This window comes from Nocardia sp. NPDC051787 (genome assembly GCF_040681325.1).
Taxonomy (GTDB): Bacteria; Actinomycetota; Actinomycetes; order Mycobacteriales; family Mycobacteriaceae; genus Nocardia.
The window spans coordinates 19,627-38,417 of sequence record NZ_JBFAYO010000030.1; the positions used below are offsets into that span (position 1 = coordinate 19,627).

At 68.8% G+C, this 18,791-nt stretch carries 17 protein-coding genes; 13 read left to right on the forward strand and 4 right to left on the reverse strand.

What is annotated here, in order from left to right; translation table 11 throughout:
* The first annotated feature begins 17 nt into the window (after nucleotides 1–17).
* Genes AB0M45_RS26710 through nuoN form a run of 10 tightly spaced genes read left to right on the forward strand, consistent with a single transcriptional unit; the run spans nucleotide 18 to nucleotide 14,076 of the window.
* Nucleotides 18–1,352 carry an NADH-quinone oxidoreductase subunit D gene (locus AB0M45_RS26710; RefSeq protein WP_364334989.1) on the forward strand — a complete coding sequence of 445 codons (1,335 nt, stop codon included), beginning with the start codon at nucleotides 18–20 and terminating at the stop codon, nucleotides 1,350–1,352.
* Entirely contained in the window at nucleotides 1,349–2,116 is a 768-nt protein-coding gene (gene nuoE, locus AB0M45_RS26715) for an NADH-quinone oxidoreductase subunit NuoE (protein ID WP_364334812.1), read from the forward strand. The genes AB0M45_RS26710 and nuoE overlap by 4 nt, the downstream gene beginning before the upstream one ends.
* Nucleotides 2,116–3,438 (forward strand): NADH-quinone oxidoreductase subunit NuoF, encoded by a 1,323-nt coding sequence (nuoF, locus tag AB0M45_RS26720; RefSeq protein ID WP_364334815.1) that lies wholly within the window; start codon nucleotides 2,116–2,118, stop codon nucleotides 3,436–3,438. The genes nuoE and nuoF overlap by 1 nt, the downstream gene beginning before the upstream one ends.
* A complete protein-coding gene (locus AB0M45_RS26725) occupies nucleotides 3,435–5,969 on the forward strand; it encodes an NADH-quinone oxidoreductase subunit G (RefSeq protein WP_364334818.1) in 2,535 nt (844 codons plus the stop codon). Before nuoF ends, AB0M45_RS26725 begins: the two co-directional genes overlap by 4 nt.
* Nucleotides 5,962–7,836, forward strand: a complete 1,875-nt coding sequence (gene nuoH / locus AB0M45_RS26730; RefSeq protein WP_364334821.1) for an NADH-quinone oxidoreductase subunit NuoH — start codon at nucleotides 5,962–5,964, stop codon at nucleotides 7,834–7,836. The genes AB0M45_RS26725 and nuoH overlap by 8 nt, the downstream gene beginning before the upstream one ends.
* Nucleotides 7,833–8,663, forward strand: a complete 831-nt coding sequence (locus AB0M45_RS26735) for an NADH-quinone oxidoreductase subunit J (protein WP_364334824.1) — start codon at nucleotides 7,833–7,835, stop codon at nucleotides 8,661–8,663. The genes nuoH and AB0M45_RS26735 overlap by 4 nt, the downstream gene beginning before the upstream one ends.
* Nucleotides 8,660–8,959 carry an NADH-quinone oxidoreductase subunit NuoK gene (gene nuoK / locus AB0M45_RS26740; RefSeq protein ID WP_364334827.1) on the forward strand — a complete coding sequence of 100 codons (300 nt, stop codon included), beginning with the start codon at nucleotides 8,660–8,662 and terminating at the stop codon, nucleotides 8,957–8,959. Before AB0M45_RS26735 ends, nuoK begins: the two co-directional genes overlap by 4 nt.
* A gap of 1 nt (nucleotide 8,960) precedes the next feature.
* Entirely contained in the window at nucleotides 8,961–10,847 is a 1,887-nt protein-coding gene (nuoL, locus tag AB0M45_RS26745) for an NADH-quinone oxidoreductase subunit L (RefSeq protein WP_364334830.1), read from the forward strand.
* Entirely contained in the window at nucleotides 10,844–12,466 is a 1,623-nt protein-coding gene (locus AB0M45_RS26750; protein ID WP_364334833.1) for an NADH-quinone oxidoreductase subunit M, read from the forward strand. The genes nuoL and AB0M45_RS26750 overlap by 4 nt, the downstream gene beginning before the upstream one ends.
* The gene (gene nuoN / locus AB0M45_RS26755; RefSeq protein ID WP_364334836.1) at nucleotides 12,463–14,076 is read left to right on the forward strand and encodes an NADH-quinone oxidoreductase subunit NuoN; all 1,614 of its coding nucleotides are present in this window, start codon (nucleotides 12,463–12,465) and stop codon (nucleotides 14,074–14,076) included. The genes AB0M45_RS26750 and nuoN overlap by 4 nt, the downstream gene beginning before the upstream one ends.
* 63 nt (nucleotides 14,077–14,139) lie before the next feature.
* Here the strand turns inward: nuoN and AB0M45_RS26760 are convergent, their stop codons facing one another.
* From AB0M45_RS26760 to AB0M45_RS26770, 3 genes are read right to left on the reverse strand one after another with little or no spacing between them, the layout of a single operon-like run.
* Complete coding sequence (locus AB0M45_RS26760) at nucleotides 14,140–14,976, reverse strand: helix-turn-helix transcriptional regulator (protein ID WP_364334839.1); 837 nt, start codon at nucleotides 14,974–14,976, stop codon at nucleotides 14,140–14,142.
* Nucleotides 14,973–15,521, reverse strand: a complete 549-nt coding sequence (locus tag AB0M45_RS26765) for a DUF6879 family protein (RefSeq protein WP_364334842.1) — start codon at nucleotides 15,519–15,521, stop codon at nucleotides 14,973–14,975. Before AB0M45_RS26765 ends, AB0M45_RS26760 begins: the two co-directional genes overlap by 4 nt.
* On the reverse strand, nucleotides 15,521–15,805 hold the full coding sequence (locus AB0M45_RS26770) for a hypothetical protein (protein ID WP_364334845.1): 285 nt from the start codon (nucleotides 15,803–15,805) through the stop codon (nucleotides 15,521–15,523). Before AB0M45_RS26770 ends, AB0M45_RS26765 begins: the two co-directional genes overlap by 1 nt.
* 199 nt (nucleotides 15,806–16,004) lie before the next feature.
* Between AB0M45_RS26770 and AB0M45_RS26775 the strand changes: the two genes are divergently transcribed.
* Nucleotides 16,005–16,247, forward strand: coding sequence for a helix-turn-helix domain-containing protein (locus tag AB0M45_RS26775; protein WP_364334848.1), 243 nt, complete (start codon nucleotides 16,005–16,007; stop codon nucleotides 16,245–16,247).
* Nucleotides 16,248–16,308: 61 nt separating this feature from the next.
* On the opposite strand, the gene AB0M45_RS26780 is transcribed toward AB0M45_RS26775, so the two are convergent.
* A complete protein-coding gene (locus tag AB0M45_RS26780) occupies nucleotides 16,309–17,139 on the reverse strand; it encodes an alpha/beta hydrolase (protein ID WP_364334851.1) in 831 nt (276 codons plus the stop codon).
* A 208-nt stretch (nucleotides 17,140–17,347) separates the two neighbouring features.
* On the opposite strand from AB0M45_RS26780, the gene AB0M45_RS26785 reads away from it, so the two are divergent.
* Entirely contained in the window at nucleotides 17,348–17,935 is a 588-nt protein-coding gene (locus AB0M45_RS26785; protein WP_364334854.1) for a WHG domain-containing protein, read from the forward strand.
* A complete protein-coding gene (locus AB0M45_RS26790) occupies nucleotides 17,932–18,771 on the forward strand; it encodes an alpha/beta hydrolase (protein WP_364334857.1) in 840 nt (279 codons plus the stop codon). Before AB0M45_RS26785 ends, AB0M45_RS26790 begins: the two co-directional genes overlap by 4 nt.
* Nucleotides 18,772–18,791 lie beyond the last annotated feature (20 nt).

The window sequence follows — 18,791 nt, forward strand, 5'->3', positions numbered from 1 at the left end:
GTCGGGCGACAGCTGGGCTGAACGACACCGACACCAGGTCCGGCGTCACCGGTGACGCCGGACCGGAGCCCGCCACGGTCACCGTCGCCGGCCAGGACTGGGAGCAGGTGGCCGAGACGCTGGCCGGCGCGGGTGAGGAGCGCATCGTCGTCAACATGGGCCCGCAGCATCCGTCCACGCACGGCGTGCTGCGGCTGATCCTGGAGATCGAAGGCGAGACGGTCACCGAGGCCCGCTGCGGAATCGGCTACCTGCACACCGGCATCGAGAAGAACCTCGAGTTCCGCAACTGGACCCAAGGCGTCACCTTCGTCACCCGCATGGACTACCTGGCGCCGTTCTTCAACGAGACGGCGTACTGCCTGGGCGTGGAGCAACTGCTCGACATCACCGAACAGATTCCCGAGCGCGCCACGATCATCCGAGTGCTGCTCATGGAGCTCAACCGCATCTCGTCGCACCTGGTCGCCCTGGCCACCGGCGGCATGGAACTGGGCGCGCTGACGCCGATGCTGTTCGGGTTCCGCGAGCGCGAGCTGATCCTCGACATCTTCGAGACCATCACCGGGTTGCGGATGAACCATGCGTACATCCGGCCCGGCGGCCTGGTCCAGGACCTGCCCGACGACGGAGTGAGCAAGGTGCGCGAACTGCTCGCGCTGCTGCCCAAGCGGCTGCGCGACATGGAACATCTGCTCACCGCGAACCCGATCTGGAAGGCCCGCACCCAGAACATCGGCTATCTCGACCTGCAGGGGTGTATGGCACTCGGCATCACCGGCCCGGTGCTCCGTGCCACCGGCCTGCCGCACGACCTGCGCAAAGCACAGCCCTACTGCGGCTACGAGAACTACGAATTCGACGTCCCGATCACCACCGGATGCGACTGCTACGGCCGTTACGCCATCCGGGTGGAGGAAATGAAGGAGTCGCTGAAGATCGTGGAGCAATGCCTCGACCGGCTGCGCCCCGGCCCGGTCATGGTGGAGGACAAGAAGATCGCCTGGCCCGCCGACCTGCAGCTCGGCGCGGACGGGCTGGGCAACTCCCCCGCGCACATCGGCAAGATCATGGGCAGGTCCATGGAGGGGCTCATCCACCACTTCAAACTGGTCACCGAGGGCATCCGGGTCCCCGCCGGCCAGGTGTACGTGGCGGTGGAGTCGCCGCGCGGCGAACTGGGCGTACACATGGTCAGCGACGGCGGCACCCGGCCCTATCGGGTGCACTATCGCGACCCCTCGTTCACCAATCTGCAAGCGGTCGCGGCGATGTGCGAGGGCGGCATGGTCGCCGACGTCATCGCCTCGGTCGCCAGCATCGACCCGGTCATGGGCGGAGTGGACCGATGAACACAGCATCGCACAGCGATTCCACGGGGGGTGGTGGCCGGGTGACGGGAGGGCAAGAAATCCTGCTGCGGCTCGGCACCCGGCCCGAGCCGTACCAACCCTTCGTGCGCGAGCGGCTGGAAACCGACGCCAAGGAGATCATCTCCCGCTACCCGCACCCGCGGTCGGCGCTGCTTCCCCTGCTGCACCTGGTGCAGTCCGAGGAGGGCTACGTCACCGGCACCGGCATCGACTTCTGCGCCGAACAGCTCGGCCTCACCGGCGCCGAGGTCACCGCGGTCGCCACGTTCTACTCGATGTTCCGGCGCACCCCGACCGGCGACTACCACGTCGGCGTGTGCACCAACACGCTGTGCGCGGTGATGGGCGGCGACGCCATCCTCGCCGCGCTCGAGCGCCACCTCGGCATCGCACACGGCGAGACCACGGCGGACGGAGCAATCACACTCGAACACATCGAGTGCAACGCCGCATGCGACTTCGCCCCGGTGGTCATGGTCAACTGGGAGTTCTTCGACAACCAGACTCCGGAATCGGCACGCGCCCTGGTGGACGCCCTGCGGGCCGGACAACAGGTCACGCCGACCCGCGGCGCGCCGCTGTGTACGTTCAAACAGACCGCGCGCATTCTCGCCGGATTCCCGGACGAACGCGAGGGCGTCCTCGACGGCGCCGCGGGCGAGGCGACGCTCGCCGGCCTGCGGATCGCCCGCGAGCAGGGCATGCAAGCCCCTGCGCCACAAGACGGTTCGGAGGGCCTCTGATGACCCTCACACCGGTATTGACCGAGTACTGGGACGATCCGCGGTCCTGGACGCTGGACACCTACCTGCGCCACGACGGCTACCAGGCGCTGCGCGCCACACTGCGGATGGACCCCGACCAGGTCATCCAGACCGTCAAGGACGCGGGCCTGCGCGGCCGCGGCGGCGCGGGCTTCCCCACCGGCATGAAGTGGAGTTTCATCCCGCAGGGCCCCGGCCCCGACGGCGTCACCAAACCGCACTACCTCGTGGTGAACGCCGACGAGTCGGAACCCGGCACCTGCAAGGACATTCCGCTCATGCTGGCCACGCCGCACGCCTTGATCGAAGGCGTCGTCATCGCCTCCTATGCCATCCGCGCGGCGCACGCGTTCATCTACGTTCGCGGCGAAGTGGTTCCGGTGCTGCGACGGCTGCAAGCCGCGGTGGCGCAAGCCTACGAAGCGGGCTTCCTCGGCCACGACATCCTCGGCTCCGGCTACGACCTCGAACTGATCGTGCACGCGGGCGCGGGCGCCTACATCTGCGGCGAAGAGACCGCGCTGCTGGATTCGCTGGAAGGCCGCCGCGGACAGCCCCGCCTGCGTCCGCCCTTCCCCGCTGTCGCCGGCCTGTACGCCTGCCCCACGGTGGTGAACAACGTCGAATCCATCGCCAGCGTGCCACCCATCATCCGCAACGGCATCGCCTGGTTCCGCTCGATGGGCAGCGAGAAATCCCCTGGCTTCACCCTCTACTCGCTGTCAGGTCACGTCGCCCGCCCCGGACAGTACGAGGCGCCGCTCGGCGTCACGCTGCGGGAACTGCTCGACTACGCCGGAGGCGTGCGCGCCGGGCACCGAGTGAAGTTCTGGACGCCGGGCGGCTCGTCCACGCCACTGTTCACCGACGAACACCTCGACGTCCCCTTGGACTACGAGGCCGTCGCCGGCGCCGGATCCATGCTGGGCACCAAGGCGCTGCAGATCTTCGACGACACCACCTGCGTGGTGCGGGCGGTGCTGCGCTGGACCGAGTTCTACGCACACGAGTCCTGCGGCAAGTGCACCCCCTGCCGGGAGGGCACCTACTGGCTCGTCCAGCTGCTGCGCCGCATCGAGTCCGGCGACGGTGACGAATCCGACCTGGACAAGCTGCTCGACATCAGCGACACCATCAACGGCAAGTCGTTCTGCGCCCTCGGCGACGGCGCGGCCAGCCCGATCATCTCCTCGCTGAAGCACTTCCGCGCGGAGTACGCCGACCACCTGAGGCTCGGCGGATGCCCATTCGACCCGGCGCGCTGCACCGCATGGGCCGAGTCAGGAGAAGGGGTGCGATGAATCCAGTACCGCGTAGCGATTCGGTCCGGGGCGGCCGGGCGACCGGTAGTCCCGCCATCGTCACTGGCCCCACCAGCGGCCCGGCTCCCGCCGACCTGGTGACCGTGACCATCGACGACACCACCGTCAGCGTGCCGCCCGGCACCCTGCTGATCCGGGCCGCCGAACTGATCGGCATCCAGATCCCCCGCTTCTGCGACCATCCGCTGCTCGACCCGGTGGGCGCCTGCCGCCAGTGCCTCGTCGAGGTGGAGGGCCAACGCAAACCCGTCGCCTCCTGCACCATGGCCGTCACCGACGGCATGGTGGCCCGCACCCAGCTCACCTCCGCGGTCGCCGACAAGGCGCAGGAGGGCGTGATGGAGCTGCTGCTGATCAACCATCCGCTCGACTGCCCGGTGTGCGACAAGGGCGGCGAATGCCCGCTGCAGAACCAGGCGATGTCCACCGGCCGCGCCGAATCCCGCTTCGACGGGCACAAACGCACCTACCCGAAACCGATCCCACTGTCCACGGCCGTGCTGCTGGACCGGGAACGCTGTGTGCTCTGCGCCCGCTGCACGCGCTTCTCCCAGCAGATCGCCGGTGACCCGTTCATCGAGCTGATGGATCGCGGTGCGCTGCAACAGGTCGGCACCGCACAGGCCGAGCCGCTCGACTCCTACTTCTCCGGCAACACGGTGCAGATCTGCCCGGTCGGCGCGCTCACCGGCACCACCTACCGGTTCCGCGCACGCCCCTTCGACCTGGTGTCCAGCCCGAATGTGTGCGAGCACTGCGCCTCCGGCTGCGCGCAGCGCACCGACCACCGGCGCGGCAAGGTACTGCGCCGGCTGGCCGGTGACGACCCGCAGGTCAACGAGGAATGGAACTGCGACAAGGGACGCTGGGCCTTCGCGTACGCCACCGAACCCGACCGGATCACCACCCCGCTCGTGCGCGGCTGGGACGGCAACCTCGCCCCCGCCTCCTGGTCGGAGGCACTGGCCGCGGCCGCGGCGGGTCTTGCCGCGTCCTTCGGCAACGCGGGCGTGCTCGTCGGCGGCCGGGTCACCGAAGAGGACGCCTACGCCTACGCCAAGTTCGCGCGAATCGCCCTCGGCACCAACGACATCGACTTCCGCTCCCGCGCCCACTCGGCGGAGGAGGCGGACTTCCTCGCCGCTCGCGTCGCGGGGCGGGCCACCACGGTGACCTACGAGAGCATGGAAGCCGCGCCGGTCGTCCTGCTGGTCGGGTTCGAGCCGGAAGAGGAGTCGCCGATCGTCTACCTGCGTCTGCGCAAAGCCGCCCGCAAGCGCGGCCTGCCGGTCTACGTGCTGGCGCCGTACACCTCCCGCGGACTCGACCGCATGTCCGGCCGCCTGCTGCGCACCGTACCGGGCGCTGAACCACAGCTGCTCGACGCCATCCGCACCAGTGAGATCACCACCCCCGGCGCGGATCCCGCCCGGCTGGCCGAGCTGGCGCGGCTGCTGCGCGAACCCGGCGCGGTGATCATGGTCGGCGAACGGATGGCCGCTGTCGCGGGCGCGCTGTCGTCGGTCGTCCGGCTCGCCGACGAGACCGGAGCCGCCCTCGCCTGGGTGCCACGCCGGGCAGGTGAACGCGGCGCGGTCGAAGCGGGCGCGCTTCCCGGCCTGCTCCCCGGTGGCCGCCCGGTCGCGGATCCCCGTGCCAGGCAACAGGTCCGGGCGGTCTGGAACGCGGCGGAGCTGCCGATCGGCGCCGGCCGCGACACCACGGCCATCCTGGAGGCCGCACCCGGCCTCGGCGCGCTGGTGATCGGCGGCGTCGACGTCGCCGACCTGCCCGACCCGGCCGCCGCGCTGGCCGCCATCGACGCGGCCCGGTTCGTGGTCAGCCTGGAACTGCGGCACAGTCCGATCACCGAGCGCGCCGACGTGGTCTTCCCAGTGGCCTCGGCGATGGAGAAGTCCGGCACCTTCCGCACTTGGGAGGGCAGGCCGCGTCCGTTCGCCGCCGCGCTCGGCGACGACATGGTGCGCCGCCAGACCGCGCCGCTGTCGGATCAGCGGGTGCTGCACGCCATCGCCGACGAGATGTCGGTGCGCTTGGGCTTGCCCGACACCGAATCCGCACGCGCCGAACTCGCCGAACTCGGCGCCTGGGACGGCGTACCGGTCGCCGCGCCCACGCACCCGCCGCACGAGCCGGCCCAACCTCAACCGGGCACCGCGGTCCTCGCCAGCTGGCGAATGCTGCTCGACGAGGGACGCATGCAGGACGGCGAACCGAACCTGGCGGGCATCGCCCGGCCCCCGGTAGTACGTCTGTCGGCGGCCACCGCCGCGGAGATCGGCGTGGCCGAGCACGATCCGGTCACCGTCGCCACCGGCCACGGCGCTGTCACGCTGCCGCTGATGATCAGCGACCTGCCCGATCGCGTGGTCTGGGTGCCACAGCACTCGCCCGGCTGCTCCGTCGCCGGGCAACTCGCCGTCCAGCCCGGCGCCATCGTCCAGCTGCGGCGCGCCGACGAGAGGATGAAGGAACACCGTCATGAGTGATCCGGCTCTGCTCATCGCGTCGACCGCGGCGCCGTACGCACCGGTCGGCTTCGGCCACGACCCGCTGTGGCTCGTGGTCGCGAAAGCACTCGCCATCTTCGTCTACCTGATGCTGATCCCACTGGTCGCGGTGCTGGCGGAACGAAAGATCGTGGCGCGCATGCAGATGCGGATCGGCCCGAACCGGACCGGGCCGTTCGGATCGCTGCAGAGCATCGCCGATGGCGTGAAGATGGCCCTCAAAGAGGACATCGTCCCAGCGATCGTGGACAAGCCGATCTACATTCTGGCGCCGATCATCTCGGTGGTGCCCGCCTTCATGGCGTTCGCGGTCATCCCGCTCGGGCCGCAGGTGTCGATCTTCGGCGTCACCACCGCGCTGCAGCTCACCGATCTGCCGGTCGCGGTGCTCTACATCCTGGCGATCACCTCCATCGGCGTTTACGGCATCGTGCTGGCCGGGTGGTCGTCCGGCTCGACCTATCCGCTGCTGGGCGGCCTGCGCTCGACCGCGCAAGTCATCTCCTACGAGATCGCGATGGCGCTGTGCTTCGCCGCCGTGTTCCTGCTCGGCGGCACCATGGCGACCTCGGGCATCGTGTCCGCGCAGGAAGGCACCTGGTATGTCTTCCTGCTGCTGCCGTCGTTCCTGATCTACTGCGTCTCGATGGTCGGCGAGACCAACCGGGCGCCGTTCGACCTGCCGGAGGCCGAGGGCGAGCTGGTCGGCGGCTTCCATACCGAGTACTCCTCGCTCAAGTTCGCCATGTTCATGCTGGCCGAATACGTGAACATGGCCACGGTTTCCGCGCTGGCCACCACGCTGTTCCTGGGCGGCTGGCGCGCGCCGTGGCCGCTGAACATGTGGGACGGCGCGAACTCCGGCTGGTGGCCGGTGCTGTGGTTCACCGCCAAGGTCTGGACGTTCCTGTTCGTGTTCATCTGGCTGCGCGGCACGCTGCCGCGGCTGCGCTACGACCAGTTCATGAATCTCGGATGGAAACTGCTGATTCCGGCCTCCTTGGGCTGGGTCATGGTGGTGGCCACGGCCCGGGTGTTGCAGGCCGAGGGCTACCGCGTGCAGACCCCGATCCTGGTGATCGGTGGCCTGGTGGTCACCGGCTTGCTGGTGCTGCAGTTCCTGCGGGCGGGCCGGGCGAAGGCGGCACCGCCACCGGTCGAGGAACCCGCCGCCGATTCCACTGTCTTCCTCGGCTTCCCGGTGCCGCCGCTGCCCGACGACGCCCACGCCCGCGATGCCACCCGCGCCAAGGGCGGTCTGCTCGAACCGCTGTCCGGATTCGCGGTCACCGCGGCGACCATGTTCAAGAAGCCGAACACCGAGTTCTATCCCGAGCAGAAGACGCCAACCGCGCCGCGCTATCACGGCAGGCACCAGCTCAACCGTCATCCCGACGGCTTGGAGAAGTGCATCGGTTGCGAGCTGTGCGCCTGGGCCTGCCCCGCCGACGCGATCTACGTCGAAGGCGCGGACAACACCGAAAGCGAACGCTATTCGCCCGGTGAGCGCTACGGCCGCGTCTACCAGATCAACTACCTGCGCTGCATCGGCTGCGGATTGTGCATCGAGGCCTGCCCCACCCGCGCGCTCACCATGACCAACGACTACGAGATGGCCGACGACAACCGGGCCGACCTCATCTACGAAAAAGACCGGTTGCTCGCCCCGCTGCAGCCCGGTATGACCGCGCCGCCGCACGCGATGCAGCCCGGCACCGACGAGGCCGACTACTACCTCGGCAAGGTGCCCGGCAGCCCGCAGGACACCGGCGCCGCCACGGGCAATGGCCCGGTCGAGTCGCTCGGGCAACCGGCCGTCGCGGGTGCGGAAGGAGTAGCACGGTGACCGATTTGATCCTGGCCGCGGAGCCGCTGGCCCGCACCTCCACCGGCGAGGCCGTCCAGTTCTGGATCCTGGCCCCGCTGGCGGTGCTCGGCGCGCTCGGCATGGTCTTCGCCCGCAAGGCAGTGCATTCCGCGATCTGCCTGGCCGCGACGATGATCGCGCTGGCGGCCTTCTACATCGCCCAGGACGCGCTGTTCCTCGGCGTCGTGCAGATCGTGGTCTACACCGGCGCGGTGATGATGCTGTTCCTGTTCGTGCTGATGCTCGTCGGCGTCGACTCCGCCGAGTCGCTGACCGAAACGATCCGCGGCCAGCGCCTCGCGGCAGCCGGCGTCGGCCTCGGCTTCGGCCTGCTGCTCAGCAGCGGCATCGCGCGCGGTGTGCGCGAATCCGGAATCAGCTTCCCCACGTCCGGTTTCGCGGGCCGCGACGTGATCGCCGAGCTGGCCGAGCTGATCTTCCTGCGCTACGTGTGGGCCTTCGAACTCACCGGTGCCCTGCTGATCGCCGCCACCATCGGCGCCATGGTGCTGGCACACCGCGAGCAGTTCGGTCCCCGCACCAGTCAGCGCGAGCTCTCCCGCCGCAGGTTCCGCGAGGCCGGACACCGTGCGACGCCGCTACCCACCCCCGGCGTCTACGCCCGGCACAACGCGGTGGACGTCCCAGCGCGGCTGCCCGACGGCTCGTTCGAAGAACTGTCGGTCAGCACCATCCTGCGGCACCGCCGCACCAGGGCGCTCACCGAAGCGGCCGTCATCTCGGTCGGCACCGCACCCGTATCGGACACAACCGACACCACCAGCGACGAGGAAGGCAACCGGTGAACCCTGAGAACTACCTGTTCCTGTCCGCCCTGCTGTTCACCATCGGCGCGGCCGGCGTGCTGCTGCGGCGCAACGCCATTGTGGTGTTCATGTGCATCGAACTGATGCTCAACGCGGTGAACCTCGCGTTCGTCACCTTCGCCAGGATGCACCACAACCTGGACGGACAGGTGTTCGCGTTCTTCACGATGGTGGTCGCCGCGGCCGAGGTCGTCGTCGGTTTGGCCATCATCATGACCATCTTCCGCGCCCGCCGCTCGACCTCGGTCGACGACGCCAACCTGCTGAAGTTCTGACGTGGACACCGCAACGCTCTGGCTGCTGCCCGCCCTCCCCCTGGCGGGCGCGCTCGTCCTGCTGCTGACCGGACGCTACGGCGACAAGTGGGGCCACCTGCTCGGTACCGCGATGGCGCTGGCCTCGTTCGGGGTCGCCGCGAACGCGTTCGTCGCCATGCTCGGCCGCGACACCGCCGAACGGCCGATCCACGAGGATCTGTTCAGCTGGGTCCCGGTCGCCGGACTCCAGGTCGACTTCGCGCTCCAATTGGACCAGCTGTCGATGTGTTTCGCGCTGCTGATCACCGGCGTCGGCTCGCTCATCCACATCTACTCGATCGGCTACATGAGCCACGACCCGGGGCGGCGGCGGTTCTTCGCCTACCTCAACCTGTTTCTCGCGGCCATGCTGCTGCTGGTGCTGGCGAACAACTACCTCGTGCTCTACCTCGGCTGGGAAGGCGTCGGCCTGGCCTCCTACCTGCTGATCGGGTTCTGGTACCACAAGCCTTCGGCGGCAACGGCGGCCAAGAAGGCCTTCGTGGTCAACCGGGTCGGCGACATGGGCTTGGCGATCGCCATGATGGTGATGTTTGCGACGTTCGGCTCGGTCGACTTCGACGCCGTGTTCGGCGCCGCGCCCGCCGCCGACGAGGGCACGCTCACCGCGATCGGCCTGTTGCTGCTGCTCGCCGCGTGCGGCAAGTCCGCGCAGGTGCCACTGCAATCCTGGCTCGGCGACGCGATGGAAGGCCCCACCCCCGTGTCGGCGCTCATCCACGCGGCCACCATGGTGACCGCGGGCGTCTACCTGATCGCGCGGTCGAACCCCATCTACGATCTCGCGCCGAACGCCCGGCTCGGGGTGGTGCTGGTCGGCGCGGTCACACTGCTGTTCGGCGCCATCGTCGGCTGCGCCAAGGACGACATCAAGAAGGCGCTGGCCGCCTCCACGATGAGTCAGATCGGCTACATGGTGCTGGCCGCCGGTCTCGGCCCGGCCGGATACGCCGTCGCCATCATGCACCTGCTCACCCACGGCTTCTTCAAGGCCGGACTGTTCCTCGGCGCCGGCTCGGTGATGCACGCGATGAACGACGAGACCGACATGCGCCGCTACGGCGGCCTGCGCACCCTGCTGCCGATCACCTACGTCACCTTCGGCCTCGGCTACCTCGCCATCATCGGGGTACCGCCGTTCGCCGGGTTCTTCTCCAAGGACCGGATCATCGAGGCGGCGTTCAACCAAGGCGGTTTCGGTGGCATCGCGCTTGGTCTGGCCGCACTGCTCGGCGCCGGCCTGACCGCGTTCTACATGACGCGGGTCATGCTGATGACATTCTTCGGTGAGCGCCGCTGGAAACCGGACACCCATCCGCACGAAGCGCCCGCGGTGATGACCGGTCCGATGATCCTGCTCGCGGTGGGCTCGGCGGGGGCGGGCGGGGCGTTCGTCTTCGGCTCGTCGCTGCAGAACTGGCTCGAACCGGTGGTCGGCGCCCACCACGGCACCGAAACCATCCCCGCGACACTGGTCACCGTCCTCGCGCTCGGCGTGGTCGCCGTCGGCGTCGGCCTCGCCTACTCCCAGTACGCGCGGCGCGATATCCCCGAGACCGCACCCGCTCCCGTGTCCGCGCTGACCGTCGCGGCACGCAAAGATCTCTACGGCGACGCGGTCAACGAAGCGGCGTTCATGCGTCCCGGCCGGCATCTGACCCGGGCGCTGGTCTTCCTCGACAACCGCGGCATCGACGGCATCGTCAACGGCACCGCGGCGCTGATCGGCGGCTTGTCCGCGCGGGCCCGGCGGGTGCAGTCCGGGTTCGTGCGCTCGTATGCCCTGTCCATGTTCACCGGCGCGGCCCTGGTGGCCGCCGCCCTGCTGGCGGTGAGGTTGTGGTGAGCGAGTTCCCCTTGTTGACGACGCTGTGGCTGGTTCCGGTCGTCGGTGCGGCGATCGTGCTCATGCTGCCCGCGACCCGGCGCACCCTCGCACGCGTTGTGGCGCTGAGCTTCTCGCTGCTCGTGCTGGCCACCGGCATCGTGCTCGCCGTGCGCTTCGACCCCGGTGGAGCGCAATACCAGTTCGTCGAATCCCACCAATGGATTCCGGCGTTCGGCGCCGGATACACCCTGGGCCTGGACGGCATCGCACTGGTGCTGGTGTTGTTGACCGCCGCTCTGGTTCCGCTGCTGATCCTGGCGGGCTGGCACGACGAACGCGAAGTGGGCAGCGGTAAGCGGGTGGCGCACACCTACGTCGCGCTCACCCTGCTCGTCGAGGCGATGGTGCTGATCTCTTTCGTCGCCCTGGACATCCTGCTGTTCTACGTGTTCTTCGAGGCGATGCTCATCCCGATGTACTTCCTCATCGGCGGGTTCGGGCCACGCACCGGGGATGTGCGGCTGCGCCAGCAGCGCTCACGTGCTGCGGTGAAGTTCCTGCTGTACAACCTGTTCGGCGGGCTGATCATGCTGGCGGCGGTCATCGGGTTGTACGTGCTCACCGCCCGCGAAGGGCTCGGCGAGGGCTCGGCGGGGACATTCGATTTCCGCACCGTCGTCGCAGCGGCCAACGCGGGCCAGCTCGGCGCCGGGCCCGCGGTGCTCAACGCTTTGTTCCTCGGGTTCATGTTCGCCTTCGCGGTGAAGGCGCCGCTGTGGCCGCTGCACACCTGGCTGCCGGACGCCGCCGTCGCGGCGACTCCCTCCAGCGCGGTGCTGATGATGGCCGTGGTGGACAAGGTGGGCACCTTCGGCATGCTGCGCTACTGCCTGCCACTGTTTCCCGGTGCGTCGGAAACCTATGCGCCGCTGGTGATCACGCTCGCGGTGGTGGGCATCGTCTACGGCGCCCTGCTGGCCATCGGGCAGACCGACCTGATGCGCCTGATCGCCTACACGTCGATCTCGCACTTCGGCTTCATCATCCTCGGCGTCTTCGCCATGACCAGCCAGGGCCAGACCGGCGCGACGCTGTACATGGTCAACCACGGCATCTCCACCGCCGCGCTGTTCCTGGTGGCCGGGTTCCTGGTATCACGGCGGGGCACCCGCTTGATCGCGGAATTCGGTGGCGTGCAGAAGGTCGCCCCCGTGCTGGCCGGAACCTTCCTCATCTCTGGGCTGGCGACCCTGTCGCTACCCGGGCTCGCCCCATTCGTGAGTGAATTCCTCGTGCTGATCGGCACCTTCACCCGCTACCAGTTCGCGGCCGTGGTGGCCGCCAGCGCGCTGGTGCTGGCCGCACTGTACGTGCTGTGGGTCTACCAGCGGATGATGACCGGTCCGGTGAAGGAAGGCAACGAGCGGATCTACGACTTGGCGCCCCGCGAGATCACCGTGGTGGTCCCGTTGATCATCGCGCTGCTGTTCCTCGGTGTCTACCCGAAAGTCCTGACCGACTTCATCAATCCCGCGGTGAGTCAAACCCTCACCACCATCGGCCGCAGCGATCCCGCACCGTCGACACCCCCGTTGCCTGAAGCGGGGCCGGCCCAACACACCGGAGGTGCCAAGTGAGCGCGTCAACGCTCGCCGCGAGCGTCCCCGCGCCGAGTATCGAATACGGCGCTCTCTCCCCCATGCTGATCGTGTTCGGCGCCGCGGTCTTCGGTGTGCTCGCCGAGGCATTCGTCGCCCGCCGCTTGCGCTATGCGACGCACTTGGTGCTGAGCCTGGTCGGCTTGGCCGCGGCGCTGGTCGCCGTGGTGGCGCTGGCCGGCACCGAGTCCACCGCCGTCGCCGGAGCGGTGGCGATCGACGGTGTCACGCTGTTCCTGCAAGGAACGATCCTGGTGGTGTCGATCCTCGGTGTCTTGTTCATCGCCGAGCGCGGCGCCGAGCCTCGCGAGCAGGCACGGTCAGGGCCGGGAACCTGGAGTCTGGCCGCCGCGACCCTCGGCCGCGGCGTGGACGCGTTCACGCCGCAGGCTTCGGCGGTGCCCGGCAGCGCGGCCGAAACCGCCGCGGTGCGAGCGGGCGTCGCGACCACCGAGGTGTTCCCGCTGACGTTGCTGGCCGTCGGTGGCCTGCTGCTGTTCCCGGCGTCCAACGACCTGCTCACCATGTTCGTCGCGCTCGAGGTGCTGTCGCTACCGCTGTACCTGCTGTGCGGGCTGGCGCGGCACAAGCGGCTGCTCTCCCAGGAGGCGGCGCTGAAGTACTTCCTGCTCGGCGCATTCTCCTCGGCATTCTTCCTCTACGGTGTCGCGCTGCTGTACGGGCAGGCGGGCACGGTGCGGCTCGGCGGCATCGCGGACGCCATCGCCGGGCATCCGCAGGACACGACGCTGGCACTGCTCGGCATCGCGATGCTGGCGGTGGGGCTGCTGTTCAAGATCGGCGCGGTGCCGTTCCAGTCCTGGGTGCCGGACGTGTACCAGGGTGCCCCCACCGCGATCACCGGTTTCATGGCGGCGGCCACCAAGATCGCCGCGGTCGGCGCGCTGGTGCGCGTGCTGCAGGTCGCGGTGCCCGGCCTGCGCGACGATTGGCGTCCGATCATCGCCGCCGTCGCGATCGCCACCATGGCGGTCGGCGCGGTCATGGCGATCACGCAGACCGATGTGAAGCGTATGCTCGCGTACTCCTCGGTGGCCCATGCCGGTTTCCTGCTCACCGGCCCGGTGGCGGCCGACGACCGTGGCGTCGCCGCGGTGCTGTTCTACCTGGCGGCCTACGGTATCGGCACGCTCGGTGCGTTCGCCGTGGTCAGCCTGGTCCGCGAACCGGCCGGTGAGGAGGCCACCGGCCTGCCCCGGTGGGCTGGTCTCGGCCGCCGCTCCCCTTGGCTGGCAACGGTTTTCGCGCTGTTTCTGCTTTCGTTCGCCGGCTTGCCGCTCACCAGCGGCTTCGTCGGCAAGTTCGCCGTCTTCGAGGCCGCGGCCTCGGGCGGCGCGAGCGCACTGGTGATCGTCGGTGTGATCTGCAGCGCCATCGCGGCGTTCTTCTACCTGCGGGTCATCGTGCTGATGTTCTTCACCGACCCGCCGGCCGAGGCTCCCGTGCTGGTCAGCCCGCCGCTGACCACCTCCATCGTGGCGATCACCGCGGCGGTCACGTTCGTGCTCGGCGTCTTCCCGCAGCCGCTGCTCGACTTGGCCGACCGGGCAGCGACATTCGTCCGCTGAGGCGCCTCGGGTGATACCGCCGCGTCCGGCGACGGCGGCATCATCCACGTAGTGATCCGAATGCTAGGCGCCGCGCCGGCGGTCCAGCACGTTGGTAATCAGCAAACGGGCACGTTCGCCGGATTCGGCCTGGTCCGCCAGGATGGCGAAGGTCTTCTCGTGCAAGGCGATCTCGGAGGGACGGGTGATGGTCAGCTCGGCCGAAACCGTCTCGGTCAGCACCTGCGAGCGGTCGTATATGACGAAGTTCGTCGCGGGAGCGCGATAGTCGGCGCAGGCCGGGATGATGCCCAGCCGGACTCTCGGATTGGACATCACCGCGAGCAGATAGGCGAGCTGCTCGGCCATGGTGGCCGCGTCGCCGACCACGCGCCAGAGCGCGGCCTCGTTGATCACGAAGTGGAACCGGTGCTTGGCCCGATGGAGCACCTGCTTGCGCGCCATCCGCGCGGCCACGGCGTCTTCGAGGTCGTCGCGTCCGCCGGTGACCGCGATGCACGCTGCGAGGATTGCGCGGGCGTAGCCCTCGGTTTGCAGCAGTCCCGGCAACGTATCGGGGGCATACCAGCGGATCTGGGTGGTCTGCGCCTCCCGATCGATCGACTGCCGCTGCCTGCGCGCATGACCGGAGGCGACAGTGCGTTGCCATTCCAGATACATCGACTGCAGATTGCGCGCGTTGGCAACCAGGTCGTCCAGCACGGCGGTGTTGTCACACGCCTCACACCAGGCGGCGAGGTCGGCTTCCGACGGCGTCTGTTTGCCGCCCTCGATCCGGGAGACCTTGCTCGAATGCCAGCCACATCTGGCCGCCAGCTCCAGGCCGGTCAGGTGGGCGGCGCGCCGCAGTTCGCGCAGGCGCGCACCCAGCGCCGCGCGTGCGTCCGACACACCGTTCACTCGCCCACGTGCTCGCTCTCGTAATACCGTTGATGATCAATGCCTTTGGGCCACAGCCGGTCCCGCACCTGCAGGCAGCGGTCGACCAGGGCCGGGTCGGTGGTGATCGACAGACCCGTGAACCGCCCGTCCGCGGCGAAGGTGTTGAACGCGACCGTGTCCATGTCGAACAACCAGTAGTCGTCGTGCGGCACGTCTCCGGGATCGGCCAAGTGCCGCGGCAGCCAGCGCACCATCTCACCGGTGGCGATATTGTCGTCGGTCGCCGACAACAACCACCGGGTGTAGTCGGAGTGCGGGACCGTCACGACCCGGAGGCGTTCCAGCGTGACTCCGCGACCGGCTGACTCCACCATCAGAGCGTCCCAGGCTTTCCATGACTCCGGCTGTTCCTCTCGCTCGTACGCTACTCCGGCATCGAAGCGGCGCAATGCTTCCTGCTCGTCCTCCAGTACGTAGAAGTCCCTCACCTCCAGGTGGAAGGCGCGGAATCGAGCCGCCCGGAACAGCGGCTCGAAACAGCGGTCGCCACCGACGTGCAGCATCAGCGCACCACCACGGCGGTTTCGTGGCCGGCGAGGGTCAACTGCGCGAGCAGCTCGGGGTCGGTGACCGGTTCACCGGCGACCAGCACCGAACCGCATGTTCCGGTCGCCTCCACCGGTAGCCGCATACCCGGCTCCAGCCAGTCCAGCAACTGGTGTGGCACCAGGACCGTGCCCGTGCGCTCGGTGGCGTCGCCCTGCACCACGAGCACGCCGGTGTCGGTCGCGTACACGGCGGGACAGGCTCCATGATCGGATCCGGATCCGAGGAGTCGCAGGTTCATAGCTGATCCTTTGCGAGAGCGGAGAGGCGATGTTGTGCAATCGTCCCCACCGGAAGGCTTGCCGGTCAACGCACGTCGCAAAGTCGCGCAAAGCCGTGGCGGCGGAACAGGTTCGCTCTTACCTTCGATTGGGCACCTCGGGTACCACCGCGGCGAGTTCGATCCCGAGTTGCCTTTTCCCAAAGGAAAGGGCTCCGACATGATGAGACGACCCAGGACTGCCGCCGATTTCGCGGTGCTGGGTGTGCTGGCGCCAGGCGGATTACTCACCGTCGAGCAGCTGGCTCAGCAGGCGCGACTGACCGCATGGGCGGTGCGCGGTGCGTTGTTGCGCCTGCAGTCGCGTGGCTTGATCATGGACGCCAACAACCGCGGCCGCTGGGCGATCACGCCACGGGGCCGCGGCGAGTGGGCCGCGAAGGGACGCCGATTCACCCTATGAGCCGATCAGTCGCCCCCATCACGGTGTTCGACCCGCTTCGGCGTATCGGAGCCGAGGCGGATCACGGTGTGGTCAGGATTTCCCGCAGCCGGACGACGAATGCGGCCGGATCGTCCACGAAACCGATATGGCCGCCGGGGAAGAGCGTCGGCGTCAGGTCGAGAGCCGCGGCGAGCGCGCGTGAGGTGCGATCGCAGAACTGCCCGGCGGAGTCGGCGCCGATGCCGACGACGAGCCGGGCGCGCGCGTCGAGCAGGGTGACGATGTCTGGCTCCCAGTTGGCGGTGCCGCGGATCTCGTGGGCGAACCAGTAGCGTTCGCTGGCTATCTGCCGCGGGTCGCGCCCGGGCCCGAACATCTGCGCGAGCACCGGTTCCGGCATCGGAATGTTCGCGGCGGACATGAACTTTCGCCACGCGCCGAGCACATCGCCCTCGGCGTAGGTCGCGATCATGTCCTCCGTGGCGGCACGGTGGGCGTCGCGGTCGGCGATCAGCGCGTTGATCGGCGGCTCGTGCGCGATCACTGTCGTGACGAGGTCGGGTCGAGCCTGCGCCAGCGCCAGAGCGGTCACCGCACCGCCACTGGATCCGAGGACAACGGCGGGTCCGGCGTCCACGTGGGTGATCAGCCGGGCGAGGTCGTCGGCGCGCAGTTCCGGGGTGGAGTCCTGGCCGGGGTCGTCCAGCGTGCTGTTCTGGTGTCCGCGCGGGTCGGTGGTCAGCACCGTGTGGTCGGCGGCGAGCAGGTCGGCCAGCGGCGCGAACGCGGCGGCGTCCATCGGCGCGCCGACCAGCACGACCAGCGGCCCCGCACCGCGCAGTTCGTAATAGAGATGTGCGCCGGGAACGTCGAGAGTCCGCGCTGTGACCGCTGATGGGGTCTGGGTCATGAGTCCTCGTGGGTGTCTTGGTGGGCGCTGTCGGACGTAGTCCGTCCGCAACCCACGCACGGCCGGAGCGAAGGCGGAGGTACGCCTTCGTGTCCGCCTATAGGGACGGTGCAGGCGAACGGAATTCATCGCCGGCCGTTGCAACGGTTGCAAAACTTAGGGATATTAGGGTAAAAGCTTAGTGTCCTCGTTTTTGGGGAGGTGGCCGATGATGGCACGCGCGGGGCTGACCGCGGATCGAATCACGCTGGCCGCGGCCGATCTCGCCGACGAGATCGGGCTCGGCAACCTCACCATGTCGGCCGTGGCCAGGAAGTTCGGCGTCCAGGACGCCAGCCTGTATTCCCACGTCAAGAACCTTCAGGACCTGCGCACCCGGGTAGCCGTCATGGCGGCCACGGAGAAGACCGACCTGATCGCCGCCGCGATCGCCGGACGCGCCGGACGCGACGCGCTCGCCGCGTACGCCCACGCCTGGCGCGACTACGCGCTGCGTCATCCCGGGCGATACGCGGCCACCCAGCTGCCGATGAACCCGGAAGTGGCGAAGACCGCGACCGGCGCGCTGCGCGCTGTCGAACTGACCTACGGCATGCTGCGCGGCTACGGCTTGACCGAACCCGACCGCACCGACGCGGTTCGATTGCTGCGCAGCACCTTTCACGGATACAGCGTCTTGGAAGCCACGGGCGGTTTCGGGCACGCGCGCTCCACCGCGGACTCCTGGGAACGCATCATCGACGCACTGCACGTCGCTCTCGGGCAGTGGCCGTCCGGTCACAAGGAGAAGTCATGAGATCCGACACCCTGAAAGTACCCGAAGCGACCCTGCATTACGAAGTGCGCGGCGCCGGGCCGGTACTGCTGCTGCTGTGCGGCAGCGGCGGCGACGGGGCCGTCTTCGACCCGATCGCCGAACCTCTCGCCGAGCACTTCACCGTGGTCACCCCCGATCCTCGCGGCTACTCGCGCAGCGTGCTCGACCCCGGCGCCGCGGACGACGTTGCGGTCGAAGTGCAGAGCGACGACGCCCACCGGCTGCTCGAACACCTCACGCCCGCGGGCGAAGACGCCTACGTCTTCGGTGGCAGCGGCGGCGCGGTGGTGGCGCTGGAGTTGCTCGCCCGGCAACCGCAACGCTTGCGGCTGGTGGTCGCGCACGAACCGCCGTGTTTCGCGGTGCTTCCCGACGCTGCCGTGCACAAGGCGTTCGTCGACGAGGTGCACGAACTCTTCGTGACCGAAGGCCTTGCCGCCGCGGGCGCGCGTTTCCTCGACGGCATCGGCGGCGGAATGAAAGCCATGCCCGATCCGTCCGAACTCCCGCCCCGTGCGGCCGCGATGATCGAACGCATACACGTCAACACGCCGCGGATGATGGCGCACGAATTGCGCGTGGTCACGTCTTATCGCCCTGATGTGGCGGCCTTGGCGGCCGTCTCCGACCGGCTGGTGCTCTGCGCGGGCCGCGAGAGCAGGGGCAAGCTCCCTTACCGCCCGGCCGACACACTCGCGGCGCAACTGAGCATCCCGTTGACCGAGTTCCCTGGCGGACACAGCGGTTTCACCGACGCGCCCGCCGAATTCGGTCAGCTTCTGCTCGATCTGCTGCTAGCTGCTCGCGCGCGCTGACTGTCGCATCGGTCTGCGCA

Coding starts and splice junctions, on each gene's coding strand:
- nuoE (WP_364334812.1), top strand. CDS start 1,349: ATGAACACAGCATCGCACAGCGATTCCACGGGGGGTGGTGGCCGGGTG.
- nuoF (WP_364334815.1), top strand. CDS start 2,116: ATGACCCTCACACCGGTATTGACCGAGTACTGGGACGATCCGCGGTCC.
- AB0M45_RS26725 (WP_364334818.1), top strand. CDS start 3,435: ATGAATCCAGTACCGCGTAGCGATTCGGTCCGGGGCGGCCGGGCGACC.
- nuoH (WP_364334821.1), top strand. CDS start 5,962: ATGAGTGATCCGGCTCTGCTCATCGCGTCGACCGCGGCGCCGTACGCA.
- AB0M45_RS26765 (WP_364334842.1), bottom strand. CDS start 15,521: ATGCTGCACGTCGGTGGCGACCGCTGTTTCGAGCCGCTGTTCCGGGCG.
- AB0M45_RS26770 (WP_364334845.1), bottom strand. CDS start 15,805: ATGAACCTGCGACTCCTCGGATCCGGATCCGATCATGGAGCCTGTCCC.
- AB0M45_RS26775 (WP_364334848.1), top strand. CDS start 16,005: ATGATGAGACGACCCAGGACTGCCGCCGATTTCGCGGTGCTGGGTGTG.
- AB0M45_RS26780 (WP_364334851.1), bottom strand. CDS start 17,139: ATGACCCAGACCCCATCAGCGGTCACAGCGCGGACTCTCGACGTTCCC.
- AB0M45_RS26785 (WP_364334854.1), top strand. CDS start 17,348: ATGATGGCACGCGCGGGGCTGACCGCGGATCGAATCACGCTGGCCGCG.
- AB0M45_RS26790 (WP_364334857.1), top strand. CDS start 17,932: ATGAGATCCGACACCCTGAAAGTACCCGAAGCGACCCTGCATTACGAA.